8 protein-coding genes are annotated in these 13,573 nt (G+C 72.8%); 4 read left to right on the forward strand and 4 right to left on the reverse strand.

Annotated features, from left to right (window positions below):
• Window positions 1-258: 258 nt before the first annotated feature.
• Genes ABZ906_RS40940 through ABZ906_RS40955 form a run of 4 tightly spaced genes read left to right on the forward strand, consistent with a single transcriptional unit; the run spans window position 259 to window position 6,210 of the window.
• Window positions 259-1,344 (forward strand): S-(hydroxymethyl)mycothiol dehydrogenase, encoded by a 1,086-nt coding sequence (locus ABZ906_RS40940; protein ID WP_361391539.1) that lies wholly within the window; start codon window positions 259-261, stop codon window positions 1,342-1,344.
• A 41-nt stretch (window positions 1,345-1,385) separates the two neighbouring features.
• Entirely contained in the window at window positions 1,386-3,842 is a 2,457-nt protein-coding gene (locus ABZ906_RS40945; protein WP_361391792.1) for an FAD-dependent oxidoreductase, read from the forward strand.
• A 33-nt stretch (window positions 3,843-3,875) separates the two neighbouring features.
• A complete protein-coding gene (gene solA / locus ABZ906_RS40950) occupies window positions 3,876-5,030 on the forward strand; it encodes an N-methyl-L-tryptophan oxidase (RefSeq protein ID WP_361192103.1) in 1,155 nt (384 codons plus the stop codon).
• 52 nt (window positions 5,031-5,082) lie between these two features.
• Window positions 5,083-6,210, forward strand: a complete 1,128-nt coding sequence (locus tag ABZ906_RS40955; RefSeq protein WP_361391542.1) for an aromatic ring-hydroxylating dioxygenase subunit alpha — start codon at window positions 5,083-5,085, stop codon at window positions 6,208-6,210.
• Window positions 6,211-6,217: 7 nt separating this feature from the next.
• On the opposite strand, the gene ABZ906_RS40960 is transcribed toward ABZ906_RS40955, so the two are convergent.
• From ABZ906_RS40960 to ABZ906_RS40975, 4 genes are all read right to left on the reverse strand, one after another.
• Window positions 6,218-10,936: a hypothetical protein gene (locus ABZ906_RS40960; RefSeq protein WP_361391545.1), complete on the reverse strand. Its 4,719-nt coding sequence runs from the start codon at window positions 10,934-10,936 to the stop codon at window positions 6,218-6,220.
• 68 nt (window positions 10,937-11,004) lie between these two features.
• The gene (locus ABZ906_RS40965; protein ID WP_361192112.1) at window positions 11,005-11,898 is read right to left on the reverse strand and encodes a hypothetical protein; all 894 of its coding nucleotides are present in this window, start codon (window positions 11,896-11,898) and stop codon (window positions 11,005-11,007) included.
• Window positions 11,895-12,020, reverse strand: coding sequence for a hypothetical protein (locus ABZ906_RS40970; RefSeq protein ID WP_361391548.1), 126 nt, complete (start codon window positions 12,018-12,020; stop codon window positions 11,895-11,897). Before ABZ906_RS40970 ends, ABZ906_RS40965 begins: the two co-directional genes overlap by 4 nt.
• A complete protein-coding gene (locus ABZ906_RS40975) occupies window positions 12,017-13,543 on the reverse strand; it encodes a hypothetical protein (RefSeq protein WP_361192119.1) in 1,527 nt (508 codons plus the stop codon). The genes ABZ906_RS40970 and ABZ906_RS40975 overlap by 4 nt, the downstream gene beginning before the upstream one ends.
• Window positions 13,544-13,573: the final 30 nt, after the last annotated feature.

Raw genomic sequence — 13,573 nt, forward strand, 5'->3', positions numbered from 1 at the left:
GACGTGCGGTACGAGGGCGGAACCGGGGAATTCCGGTTCCGCCCTCGTCGCGTTCCGGAGCCCTCCCTCGTCGCGTTCCGGACCCGCGGCGGGCTCTCCCCCGCTCCCGGCCCGGTCCCGTGTCGATCGTGTTTCGCCGTGCCCAGCGGATTTGGCAAGGGTTAACTCCCACCCCTTGACGGCCTCTTGATGGCGTTCCCAGTATGTCTCTCATAGCGCAACCCGTCGTGCAGTGCGCAACAGCAGAGGAGTCTGGCCGTGCCACACGAGGTCCGTGCCGTCGTCGCCCTGAAGAAGGCGGCACCCGTCGAGGTGCAGACGATCGTCGTGCCAGATCCCGGACCGGGAGAGGTACTTGTCTCCGTGCAGGCCTGCGGGGTCTGCCACACGGATCTGCATTACCGGGAAGGCGCGATCAACGACGACTTCCCGTTCCTGCTCGGCCACGAGGCCGCCGGCACCATCGAGGCGGTCGGCGCCGACGTCACCGATCTCGCCCCCGGCGACTATGTGGTCCTTGCCTGGCGCGCCCCCTGCGGATCCTGCCGCTCCTGCCTGCGCGGCCGCCCCTGGTACTGCTTCGACTCACGCAACGCCGCCCAGCCGATGACCCTCCTGGACGGCACCCCGCTGAGCCCCGCCCTCGGCATCGGCGCCTTCGCGGAGAAGACCCTGGTCGCCGCCGGGCAGGCCGTGAAGGTCGACCCGGCGGCCCGCCCCGAGGCCGCCGGGCTCATCGGCTGCGGGGTGATGGCCGGATACGGGGCCGCCGTGAACACCGGCCGAGTGGGCCGCGGCGACACCGTGGCCGTCATCGGCTGCGGCGGGGTCGGCAACGCCGCGATCGCCGGGGCCTCCCTCGCGGGGGCGCGCCGGGTCATCGCCGTCGACATCGACGAGGCCAAGCTCGACGGGGCGACCCGGTTCGGCGCCACGCACACCGTCAACTCCCGGCGTACGGACCCGGTCGAGGCGGTCCGCGAGCTGACCGGCGGTTTCGGGGTGGACGTCGCGATCGACGCCGTCGGCACCCCGCCCACGTACAAGCAGGCGTTCTACATGCGCGATCACGCGGGTGTGCTCGTGCAGGTCGGGGTGCCCGACCCGGAGATGAAGATCGATCTGCCTCTCATCGACCTGTTCTCGCGGGGCGGCGCCCTCAAGTCCTCCTGGTACGGGGACTGTCTGCCGACCCGCGATTTCCCGATCCTCGTCGACCAGTACCTCACCCGCAGGCTCGACCTCGGCGGATTCGTCTCCGAGACCATCACGCTCGACCAGGTCGAGGAGGCCTTCGGCAGGATGCACCGCGGTGAGGTCCTGCGTTCGGTGGTGGTCCTGTGACCGCCGGTTCCGAGGACACCCGCTCCGAGACCACTCGCTCCGTGACCGCCCCTGCCGAGACCGCCTCTCCCCCGGCTCCCCGCGTCATCGTCATCGGCGCCGGCATCGTCGGCTGTTCCCTCGCCGACGAGCTGACCGCCCGCGGCTGGACCGACGTCACCGTCCTCGAACAGGGGCCGCTCCCCGCCCCCGGCGGCTCCACCTCGCACGCCCCCGGCCTGGTCTTCCAGACGGGGCCTTCCAAGACCCTGACCGCGTTCGCCGCGTACACGGTCGAGAAGTTCGGGGCGCTGGAGGTGGACGGCCTCCCCTGTTTCAACCCGGTCGGCGGCCTCGAACTCGCCACCACGCCCGAGCGCTGGGCCGACCTGCACCGCAAGGCGGGGTTCGCGGCCTCCCGGGGCATCCGCGCCGAGTTGGTCGGCCCCGCCCGGTGCAAGGAGATGTGGCCGCTCATCGACGAGAGCAAGGTCATCGGCGGTCTGCACACCCCCGACGACGGGCTCGCCCGGGCCGTGCTCGCCTGCCGCGCGCAGATCGAGCGGGCACGCGCGCGTGGGGCACGCTTTCTCGACCGGCACACCGTCACCGGCATCGAGCAGGAGGCAGGACGCGTCACCGCCGTCGTCACCGACCAGGGCACTTTCCCCGCCGACCACGTCGTGTCGGCCGCCGGATTCTGGGGCCCCGTGATCGGGCGCATGGCCGGCGTCGACATCCCCCTCCTGCCCCTCGCCCACCAGTACGCGAAGACCGAGCCGCTCCCCGGGCTCGCGGGCGTCAACGACCCCCGCACGGAAGCTTCGAAGCCGATCCTGCGCTTCCAGGACCGCGATCTGTACTTCCGCGAGCACACCGACCGCATCGGCATCGGTTCCTACGCCCACCGTCCGCTGCCCGTGGACGCGTTCACCGTCCCGGCCTACGACGACGCACCGCAGATGCCGTCCTCGTACCCCTTCACGGAGGAGGATTTCGCGCCGAGCTGGGAGGACTGCCGGTGGCTGCTGCCCGCCCTGCGTGACACCGAGGTGGCGGAGGGCTTCAACGGCGTCTTCTCCTTCACCCCCGACGGCATGCCGGTCCTCGGCGAATCGCGGGCGCTGCGCGGCTTCTGGCTGGCCGAGGCGGTGTGGGTGACGCACTCCGCGGGCGTGGCCAAGGCGGTCGCCGAGTGGATGGTCGACGGGCGGCCCTCCGTCGACGTCCACGACTGCGACCTCACCCGCTTCGAGGACGCCCAGCGCTCCCCCGCCTACGTCGCCGATCGCGGCGCACAGCAGTTCGTCGAGGTCTACGACGTCATCCACCCCCTCCAGCCCATGGAGCAGCCGCGCCCGCTGCGCGTCAGCCCCTTCTACGCCCGGCAACAGGAGCTGGGAGCCGTCTTCCTGGAGGGCGGCGGCTGGGAGCGCCCGCACTGGTACGAGGCGAACGCCCCGCTCCTCGCGGACGTCGAGGTCCCCCCGCGCGACGCCTGGTCGGCCCGCCACTGGTCACCGATCGCCGCCGCCGAGGCGAAGGCGACCCGCGAGAAGGTCGCCCTCTACGACATGACGCCCCTGCGCCGCCTGGAGGTGTCGGGCCCCGGCGCGCTCGCCTTCCTGCAGCGCATGACCTCCAACAACCTGGCCAAGAAGCCCGGCGCGGTGACGTACACCCTCCTCCTGGACGAGACGGGCGGCATCCGCTCCGACCTCACGGTGGCCCGGCTCGCCCCCGACCGCTTCCAGGTCGGCGCCAACAGCCCGGCCGACCTGGACTGGCTCCTGCGCCACGCCCCCGACGACGTGCACCTGCGGGACATCACGTCGGGGACCTGCTGCATCGGCGTCTGGGGCCCGCTCGCCCGCGAGCTCGTCCAGCCGCTCACCCGCGACGACTTCTCGCACGAGGCGTTCGGCTACTTCCGGGCCAGGGAGACGTACATCGGGCATGTCCCGGTGACCGCGATGCGCCTCTCATACGTCGGTGAGCTGGGCTGGGAGCTCTACACCAGCGCCGACACCGGACTCCGGCTCTGGGACACGCTCTGGGAGGCGGGGCAGCGGCACGGCGTGATCGCGGCCGGGCGTTCCGCGTTCAACAGCCTGCGCCTGGAGAAGGGATACCGCGCCTGGGGCCACGACATGACCGCCGAGCACGACCCGTACGAGGCGGGTGTCGGGTTCGCGGTGCGCATGGACCGGGGCGACTTCGTGGGCCGTGCCGCGCTCGAAAAGCTCGGCTTCCCCGCCCGGAAGCTCACGGCGCTCCTGCTCGACGATCCGGCCGCCGTCGTCCTCGGCAAGGAGCCCGTCCATGTCGACGGAGCCCCGGCCGGGTACGTGACCAGCGCTTCGTACGGCTACACGCTGGGCCGCTGCGTCGCCTACGCATGGCTCCCGCCGCAGGAGACGGGCGCGAGCGTGCACATCGAGTACTTCGGCGAGAAGGTCTCCGCGACGGTCGCCGAAGAACCGCTGTTCGACCCGAAGATGACCCGCATCCGTCGCTAGCGGCCATGCGGCCGCTGTTATGGAGGAAGCTCCGTGTCCCCCACCTATGACGTGATCGTGATCGGCCTCGGCGGCATGGGCAGTGCCGCCGCCCACCACCTGTCCGCGCGCGGCGCCCGTGTCCTCGGCCTGGAGAAGTTCGGCCCCGTCCACAACCGCGGCTCCAGCCACGGGGGTTCGCGCATCACCCGGCAGTCCTACTTCGAGGACCCCGCCTACGTCCCGCTGCTCCTGCGCTCGTACGAACTGTACGCACGCCTGGAGCGCGACACCGGCCGCGAGATCGCCACCCTGTGCGGCGGCGTGATGGTCGGCCGCCCCGAGAGCCGCGCCGTCTCCGGTTCGCTGCTCTCCGCACGGCAGTGGGACCTGCCCCACGAGATGCTCGACGCCCCCGAGATACGCCGCCGCTTCCCCACCCTCAGCCCCCGCGACGACGAGGTGGCGCTCTACGAAGCGCGGGCCGGGCTCGTCCGCCCCGAGAACACCGTCGCCGCGCATCTGCAGCTCGCCACGCGGCAAGGCGCCGACCTGCACTTCGAAGAACCGATGACGCGCTGGGAGCCGTACCGGGACGGCGTTCGCGTGCACACCGCCGAGGACACCTACACCGCTGGGCAGCTGGTCATCTGCCCCGGCGCCTGGGCCCCGCAGCTGCTCACCGACATCGGGGTGCCGTTCACCATCGAACGGCAGGTCATGTACTGGTTCCGGCCGACCGGCGGCGAGCGGCCCTTCCTGCCGCAGAACCACCCGATCTACATCTGGGAGGACGCCGACGACGTGCAGGTCTACGGCTTCCCCGCCATCGACGGACCGGATCTCGGCGCCAAGGTCGCCTTCTTCCGCAAGGGCACGCCCTGTACGCCGGAGAACATCGAACGCACGGTCCACGACCACGAGGTCGCGGCGATGGCGGAGCACATGGCGCGCCATATCCCGTCCCTGCCGGGGCAGTTCCTCAAGGCCGCGACCTGCATGTACTCCAATACGCCCGACGAGCACTTCGTCATCACCCGGCATCCGGCCCACCCCGGATCGGTGACCGTCGCGGCCGGGTTCTCCGGGCACGGCTTCAAGTTCGTGCCGGTCGTCGGCGAGATCGTCGCCGATCTGGCCCTCGACGGCGCCACCGAGCACCCGATCGAACTCTTCGACCCCAGCCGCCTGGCCGCCGCGCCCGCCTGAGGACCACGGACTTGAGCAGTACGGACTTGAGCAGTACGGAGGAGTACGCACCGTGACGACGACCCCCGAGGCCCCGTCCACCGGCAGCCTGATGAGCACGCTGCCGGGACACTTCTACACCGACCCGGAGATCTTCCGGCAAGAGCAGGAACGCGTCTTCGAGTCACTCTGGTTCTGCGCGGTGCGCTCCGCCGACCTCGGCAAACCCGGTGCCTTCCGCACCGTCCAGATCGGCCGCGAGAGCGTACTGATCACCCGTTCCCGCTCCGGGGAGCTGCGGGCGTTCCTCAACATCTGCCGCCACCGCGGCGCCCGGCTGTGCACCGAGGAGGCGGGCGAGGTGCGGCGCGCGCTCCAGTGCCCGTACCACGCGTGGACGTACGACCTGGACGGGAAGCTGGTCGCCGCGCCGAACCTGACGAAGATGCCCGACGTCGACCGCGCCGACTACGGCCTGGTCAAGGTCGCGCTGCGGGAATGGCTCGGCTATGCCTGGGTGTGTCTTGCCGACGAGCCGCCCTCCTTCGAGGAGACCGTCATCGGATCAGCCGTGGAACGCCTGGGCGACGCGGCGTCCATCGAACGCTACGGAACCGACGGGCTCGCCCTCGGCAAGCGCGTCACCTACGACGTGCGCGCCAACTGGAAGCTGATCGTCGAGAACTTCATGGAGTGCTATCACTGCGCGACCATCCACCCCGAACTGACCGAGGTCCTGCCGGAGTTCACCGACGGATTCGCCGCGCAGTACTACGTCGGGCACGGCGCCTCGTTCGGTGACGAGGTCAGCGGCTTCACCGTCGACGGCAGCGCGGGCTTCGACCGTCTGCCCGAGGTCGCCGAGGACCAGGACCGGCGCTACTACGCGATCACGATCAAACCGGCGGTGTTCGTCAACCTCGTCCCCGACCACGTGATCCTGCACCGGATGTTCCCGCTGGCCGAGGACCGCACGGTCGTGGAGTGCGACTGGCTGTACGCACCCGAGGTCGTCGCGTCCGGCGTCGACCTCGCCAAGTCCGTGGAGCTCTTCCACCGGGTCAACGAACAGGACTTCGAAGCCTGCGAGCGCACCCAGCCCGCGATGGCGTCACGCGCCTATCGCGGGGGCGGGGTGCTCGTGCCGACCGAGCACCACATCGGCCTCTTCCACCAGTGGCTGACCGAGCGGCTGGCCTAGGCCGTGCTCAGGAGGTGGGTGCCGGGCGCTTGTACATGCGGGTCGCCGTGATCTCCCCGTGCACCGTCTCCTCGGCCGGGTTCTGCTGCGGCAGGCCCGGCCGCAGGTGCTCCTCGACGCTGATGTACTTCAGCCCTGCCCGCAGGTCCGCGTCGTTCCGCAACCGGATGACCAGCGGGAACTCCGCGAGCGCCGTCGTGTCGAACAGGCCGGTGGTGTAGAGCAGCTGTACCCCGAGCGCGTCCGACACGGCCCGCTGGAGCTCCAGGAGATACGTGGCGTTGGCGCGGCCGATGGGGTTGTCCAGGAAGAGCGTGCCGGCGTGCCGGTGCTTGTCGCGGCCCCGGTCGTTGCTGCGCAGGGCGGCCATCGTGCAGTACAGGGCGATGGCGGCGGTGAGCAGCTGGCCGCCGGAGAAGACGTCGCCCATCTGGCCGACCGGCACCCGCTCGGCGCGCAGCACGGCGTCCGGCTTGAGGATCTCGACGGCGATGCCGCGCGGCTCCAGGGCGGCCTGGACTCCGCGCAGCAGCAGGGACATTCCGTCGCGCCGCAGGTCGGAGTTCTTCTTGACCGCGGCCCGCGTGGCCTCGTCGATGACCTCGCCCAGGCGCTCGGTCAGCGTCGCCTGGTCGGGCTCCTCGAAACGGACGCGCAGGAACTCCTGGCCCGACCACTCCCCCAGGCCCTCGGGCAGCTGCGAGAGGCGCTGGGCCGAGCGGAGCGTGGCCAGCGAGGACTCCACGAGCCCGCGCAGGCGGTCCACGATGCTGTCGCGGTTGCGCTCCAGCTGCTCCAGCTCGTCGGTGAGCACGCGCAGGCGGGGCGCGAAGGCGTCGGCCCACTTCTTGGCGTGCTCGGGCAGCGCGGACGCGGGCAGTTCACGGATCTGCTGCCGGGCGGGGGTGCGCACCTGCTCGTAGCGCGTGGAGTTCGCATGGCGTACGAGGATGTCGCTGGCCTCGCGGACGGCGGCCTCGGCGGCGGAGAGGTCGGCGGCGCAGCCGCGCAGGGAGCGGCGGGCCTCGGCCGCGGCCTGGCGGGCCTCTTCGAGGGAGCCGGGGTAGGGCTCGGGCTCTTCGGGTGCTTCCTCCTCGTGGTGCTGCTCGCGCAGCAGGTCGCGCAGGAGGGCCGCCGTCTCGTCGAAGCCTCCGGCGGCGTCCTCGGCGGCGCGGTGGGTGTGCAGGAGCGCGGCGTGGGCGTCCTTGGCCTGGCTCAACGCCTCGGTGTGGGCGGCCAGTTCGCCGGTGGCGGTGCGCAGCAGGGCCTGTGCCTGTTCGGCGTCGGCGGGGACGAGCTCTTCGGGGAGCCCGGTGTGCGCGTCGCCGTCCTGCGGGGCGAGCCGCTCGGCCTCGCCGCGGAGCCGGCCGAGCTGCTCGCTCGCGGCGGACGCGCGGGTCTCGATGAGCTGGACCTGGGCTTCCGCGCGGGCGGACGCGGCCTGCCGGGACGGGCCGTCGGAGCCGTCCGTGCCTTCCAGGAGCAGGGCGGCGCGGGTGCGGACCTTGTTGCTGAGCCGGTCCAGTTCGGCGAGGGCACTGCTCTCGTCGCTCTCGGCGCGGGCCTGTTCGGCGCGCAGGTCGGCGCCGACACCGACCTTCTCGTAGAGCTGGGACGCGGCGCGGTAGGCCTCGCGCAGGGCGGGCAGCGAGGACTTGGGGGCGGCGGGGTCCTCGGGGTCCTCGGGCACGTCCTCGGGGGCGCCCGCGATCTCGGAGCGCTCAGCGCGCAGGGCACGGGCGGTACGGCGGGCGTCGTCGGCGGCACGCTGGGCGGAGCGGCGGTCCTCGTCGGCGGCGCGGGCGCGGTCCAGGCAGGTCTGGGCGCGGGCCTCCGACTCGACGGCGTCGTCGGCCAGTTCGCGCAGCTTGGTCTGCCAGCCCGCGCGCTCGCGCAGCCGGAAGGCGAGTCCCGCGAGGGCGTCGGCGGCGCGCCGCGCGCGCTGGGCGGCTTCCTGGCGCTCGTCGCGCGCGCGTGCCGCTTCGGCGGCCGTCTCATCGGCCTCGGCACGGACCGTACGGGCCTCGGCGAGTTCGCTCTCGGCCTCTTCGGCGAAGGCGCGTGCGCTGCGTGCGGCGGCGGCGAGTTCTTCGATGCGTCCGGCCGGGCAGCCGGTGCGCCAGGAGGCGAGCCGCGCGGCGAGTTCGCGGTCCTTGGCGAGGCGGACGGCGAGCGCCCTGATCTCCTCGTCGCGCCGGGCCGCCCGTGCGCGCAGCGCCGTCCGCTCCTCGTCGGCGGCCTGCTCGTCGTGCATGGCGGGGTTCGGCGGTACGAGGAAGACGCTTTCGTCGCCGCCGCCCGCTTCCTCGCCGGGGGTCGGCGCGAGGAGGGCGGCCGCGGTGCCGACGGCTACCGCGGAGCGGGGCAGCAGCGCGGCGCCCGCGAGGGCTTCGCGGGCGCGGACGTGCGTGGCCGGGTCGGTGATGACGACGCCGTCCACGAGCTCCGGCCGGGCGGCGAGCACGCGCGCGTGGTCGGCGGGGTCGACGGCCTGGGCGAGATAGCGCCAGCCGGGCAGCGCGGGGATGCCGTGTTCGCCGAGGAACTCGACGGTGGCCAGGACGTCCGGGCCTGGCGGAAGGAGCCCGCCGTCACCGAGGGCGCCCAGGATCCGGGAGTCGTCGGCGGCGGCGGTCCGCAGGTCGAAGAGCTGCCGCTCGGCGGAGGCGACGCCGTCCTCCAGGAGCGTGCGCAGATCGTCGGCGCTGCGGTCCAGCTCCGCGAGGGACAGGGGGCCTTCGGCCAGGAGGCGGGTGCCGATCGCGGCGCGGGCCGCGGCGACGGCGGCGCTTTCGTCGGCGGCCGCGTCCGTCCGGTCGCTGCCCGCGCCCGCCTCTGCCGTGGCCTGGCGGGGCAGCGGCACGCCGGCGGGCGAGGCCGCCCCCGGAAGGCCGAGCAGCTCGGCGAGGCGCTCGTCCCCGGCGATCGACTCGGCGGCCCTGCGTTCCGCGTCGTACGCGTGCTCGGCGGCGTCCGCGGCGTCCGCGGCGCGGGCCGCGGTGAGTTCGGAGCGGGCCTCGGCGGCGGCTGCCTCCTTGGCGTGCTCGGCGGCGCGCAGCGAGGTCTCGCGGGCGGTGTCCCAGGCGGCTGCGGCCGACTTCTCGGCGTCGCTCGCGGCGAGTGCCGCGCGTGCCGGGTCGGCGTCGGGTGCGGTGTCGTCGAGCCAGCCCGCGCGGACGGCCTCCGCGGTCTCCTGCTCGACCTCGGTGAGGCGCTGGCGCAGGTGTCCTGCCTCGCTGCGGGCGCGCTGCGCCTCCGTGGCGGCGACCGTGGCGTCGCGGTGGGCGGCCTCGCCGGTCTCCTGGAGTGCGGCCGAGCGCTCCTCTTCCTCGTTCGCCAGTGACTCGGCGCCTTCGGCGGCGGTGTGCAGGACGCGGACGAGGTCGGCGGCCGCCTTGGAGCGGGCGGCCAACGCGGGTGCCGCGTCCCGCTCGGCCTCCAGGATCGCGGAGGCCACGCGCGCGGAACGGTCGGCGGCGGCGCGGTGGCGCAGAACGGCTTCGGCGGCCTGCCAGGCGGAGTGCAGCTGGCGTGCGTCGGCCAGCTCGCGGCGCTGCGCGGCGGCGGCCTTCTCGGCGACGGTGAGCGCCAGGGAGGCGTGCCGGAAGGCCAGTTCGGCGGAGATGAGGGCGGACCTGCCGCGTGCCTCCTCCGCCGAGGTGACCGTGTGCGCGGCGGCGGTGACCCGCTCTGCGAGGTCCCCGGCGCGGCTGCGCTCGGCGACGCCGCGCGCGGAGAGGCGGCGGGCGAGCGTCCGGGTGCGGCGCTCGGCCCCCGCGTGCACGTCACGCGCGCGTGAGCGTGTGTCCGAGGCGTCGACGATCCGGCCGAGCAGGTCGACGGAGCCCGCCGTGAAGTCCCGCTCGGCGATGAGCTCGGAGCGGCGGCCCAGCTTGTTGCCGAAGCCGTGCACCAGGTCGGCGAGGCCGTCCGTGTCGCGGGTGTCCGTGACGGCGCGCAGCAGCAGGTCGGTGAAGTCGGAGTCCTTCTTGACCGCGAAGAGGCCGGCGGCCTCGCCCTCGTCGGCGTTCATCTCCCGCTGGTAGCGGAAGAGTTCGGGGTCGAGGCCCAGGTCGCCGAGGTGTTCGTTCCAGCGGTCGTGGATCTCCTCCCAGTGCACTTCGAGGTGGGGGTAGGCCTTGCCCGCGTCGGTCAGCGCGTCCCGGAAGCCCTTCATGGTGCGCCGCCGCCCCTGAGCGCCCGAGACGCCTTCCACGGAGGGGCGCACCGCGGTGGACTCGGCGACCGGCAGCGAGTCCAGGCTCATGCCGGGGCCGGGCCGGAAGGAGTACCAGGCCTCGGCGAATTTGCGCGGGTCGTTGGAGACCTGCCGTCCGCGCCATTCGCTGACCTTGCCGACGACGACGCACTCGCCGGTCAGGGTGTGCTGCCACTCCAGGGCGACGTGCCCGCAGTCGTCGGCGAGGAGGAACTTGCGCAGGACTCCGGAGCTCGCGCCGCCCAGGGTGTTGCGGTGGCCCGGCAGCATCACGGAGAAGATCAGCTTCAGGAGGACGGACTTGCCGCCGCCGTTCTCCAGGAAGAGCACGCCAGCGGGTGCCGGGCGCAGCGGCGGCCCGGTCGGCTCGTCCTGGAAGAACTCCGCCTGGGCGGGGGCGGGGTCGGGCACCTCCGCGCCGACGCCGCGCAGGTCAAGCACGGTGTCGGCGTAGCGCGCACCGGCGGGGCCGATGGAGTAGAGGCGGACCCGGGACAGCTCGTACATGGCGGCGGACTCTCGTCGTAAGTCGTGCGGAACAGCAGGATGGGGGGAAGCGGGGTGGGGCGAGAGGTTCAGGAGTGGAAGGGCAGGCCCGCGTCGGCGGCCAGTTCCAGGTCGTCGGTCTCGTCGGGGGGCAGCAGGGTCGCGGACCCGTCCGTGACGGGCACGATGCCGAGTTCGAGGAGTTCGGCCATGGCGGCGCCGCCCGCCATGTCGCGCACCTGGAGCTGATAGCGGGCGGTCGTGCGGTACGTGCCTCCGGAGTCGTCGCCCGTGCGCTGCAGGAAACCGGAGTCGGTGAGGAACGCGACGGCCTTGCCGATGATCCCGGTGGTCGATCCCGCGAGGCGGCGGGCGTCCTTGGTGGCGCCCGTCGAGCTGCGCCGTGTCCAGATCCGCCAGGCGGCTTCGAGTCCGGGGGCGTCGGTCGTGGGGTCGGTGTTCTCGCCCTGTTCCTCGGCGCGCTCCTCCAGGCGGTGGCAGGCCTGCCGTACGAAGGCGTCGACTCCATTGACCGTGACCCGGCCGATGTATCCGTCGTCGGCGAGGTCCTCGGGGCGCGGGAACGCCAGGGCGGCGACGGCGAGGTGGGCGAGGCCGTGCAGGAAGCGGTCGGTGGAGTCGGCGGCGGTCCTGCGGGCGTAGTCGCCCATGCGGACGGCGAACACGGAGTCCTCGGCGGCCGTCACGGCCATCCCCGCGCGCGGGGAGACCTCGAGAACGACGAGTCCGAGTCCGGCGGCGACGGCGTCGGCGAGCCGGGCGAACGGCGGGTCTTCGCGGTAGCGGCGCAGCAGTTCCGCGTACTCCTGGTCGCGGGCGGGCTGGAGCTTGGGCTGGAGCCCGAAGGAGACGAGGCGCGCGGCGTCGGCGGCGTCGGCCGGGGTGACGGCGGCGGTCGTCGCGGGCGCCGCCGATGCCTCCGGCTCGCCCCACGCGGTGTGCTCTGCGGGGTGCTCGGTCACGGCTTGTGCTCCTTGCGGCGGTCGTGCTGGAGAGTCTTGAGCGGGTCGGCGGTGCTCACGGCGGAGTCGGTCGTGAACATGACGGAGTGGTTGGTGCTCACGACGGAGTTGACGGTGCTCATGCGACCTCCGTGCGGCCGGCCGCCATACCGGCGGCGTCCAGCAGTGCCGTGCCCACGATGAGGTCGGCGCCGCCGAATTCCGGGTCGTCGAGTTCGGTGCCGTCGTCCACGGCGAACAGGAGCTTCTCCTCGCCCTGGCGGTAGGCGGTGCCGACCGGCGGGCTGGCCGCGTGGACGGCGAGGAGGGCCACCAGATACGGCAGTTCGGTGTCGCGGAGCCGGGCGTCGGCGAGGAGCCCGGAGAGGCGCCGGGGGGCGTCGGCCGGCAGGTCGAGCAGCTCCATGGCCTCGGCGAGCTGTTCCTCGCTGAAGCGGCTGTCGTCGGGGGTGGCGATCAGATCCGGCTCGGGCATCTCCACGCCCAGGTGCTCGCGCTCCTGCGGCGGCGTGAGCAGTATGTCGACGAGGTCCGTGACGCGGACGGAGACCGGTGTGCGCAGTCCCGTCCCGCGCGCGAAGAACGCGTTCGTCACGCGGCTCGCCTGCTCGACCGGGAGCGGCAGGAGCGGGGCGACCAGTTGCCCGTACAGATCGAGCCCGGTGCGTGCGGTGGGTGTCGCGAAGGCCTGGCGGTCCTGCTCGGCACGGAAGAGGGGGCCCGCTTCCAGGAGCCGGGACTGGAGCTGGGTGTGGCGGCGGATGCAGTCCTTGACGATGTCGACCAGCTCGGCGGCCCGGCGCTTCTGCTCGGGGTCCTCGGACTCGTCGCGTGCCTTGCGGATGTTCGTCAGGATGGCGTTCTCGTGGCGGTAGCGGTCCGCCACGTGTTCGAGTGCCTCGGCGATCATGTCGGGGACGGCCTCGAGCCAGTCCACCGCGCGGACGTTGCGCCGGGTGGCGTCCAGGGCCCTGCGGAGCGTTTCCGAATACTGCACGGTTCGGTACCGCGCCTGCTCGGCGGCGAGCTGGGCGTCGGCGAGGCGGCCGCGGTTGATGAGCACCTCGAGCTTCACCTCGGCGGCGATCTGGGCGCTCGTGACGTCGGTGTCGAGGGCGCCCACGAGGACGTTGACCGCTTCGTCCGTCGTGCGGAGATAGACACCGCCGCCGTACCCGGGGACTTCCTCGATCAGCTTGAAGTCGTAGTCCCTGCGCACATAGGAGCCGTCGGTGGCAAAGGTGCCGTACACCGCGCGGAAGCCGCGGTCGACACTGCCTACGTTGATCAGGTTCTCCAGGACCCAGCGGGCGACGCGTTCGTGCTCGGCCACGGGGCGCCGGGGGGCCTGGGCGCCGACGCGCGGGAGCAGCCTGGCCACTATCTGCTCATGATCGGCGCCGGTGTCGAAGTCCATGTTCAGGGTGACCAGGTCGATGGCGGAGAGGGCCACCTCCGCCATCGCGTACACCGAGTACTCGCCCGCGAGGTTGGCCTTGCGCACGTCCAGGTCGTGCAGCGGCGCCGTGCAGGCGAGCGCGCGCAGGCGCCGCGCCAGGCCCTCGTCGGCGGCCGGGCCCGGAGCGGGCCTCGGCCCCGCGCTGAGCTGGGGCGGAACGGTGTCCGTAACGGCAGGCGAAGTCACGGTGCACAGACTAGATCCTCGGTCTGACAA

This window comes from Streptomyces sp. NPDC046925 (assembly GCF_040644915.1).
GTDB lineage: Bacteria > Actinomycetota > Actinomycetes > Streptomycetales > Streptomycetaceae > Streptomyces.

Coding starts and splice junctions, on each gene's coding strand:
- ABZ906_RS40960 (WP_361391545.1), bottom strand. CDS start 10,936: ATGTACGAGCTGTCCCGGGTCCGCCTCTACTCCATCGGCCCCGCCGGT.
- ABZ906_RS40970 (WP_361391548.1), bottom strand. CDS start 12,020: ATGAGCACCGTCAACTCCGTCGTGAGCACCAACCACTCCGTCATGTTC.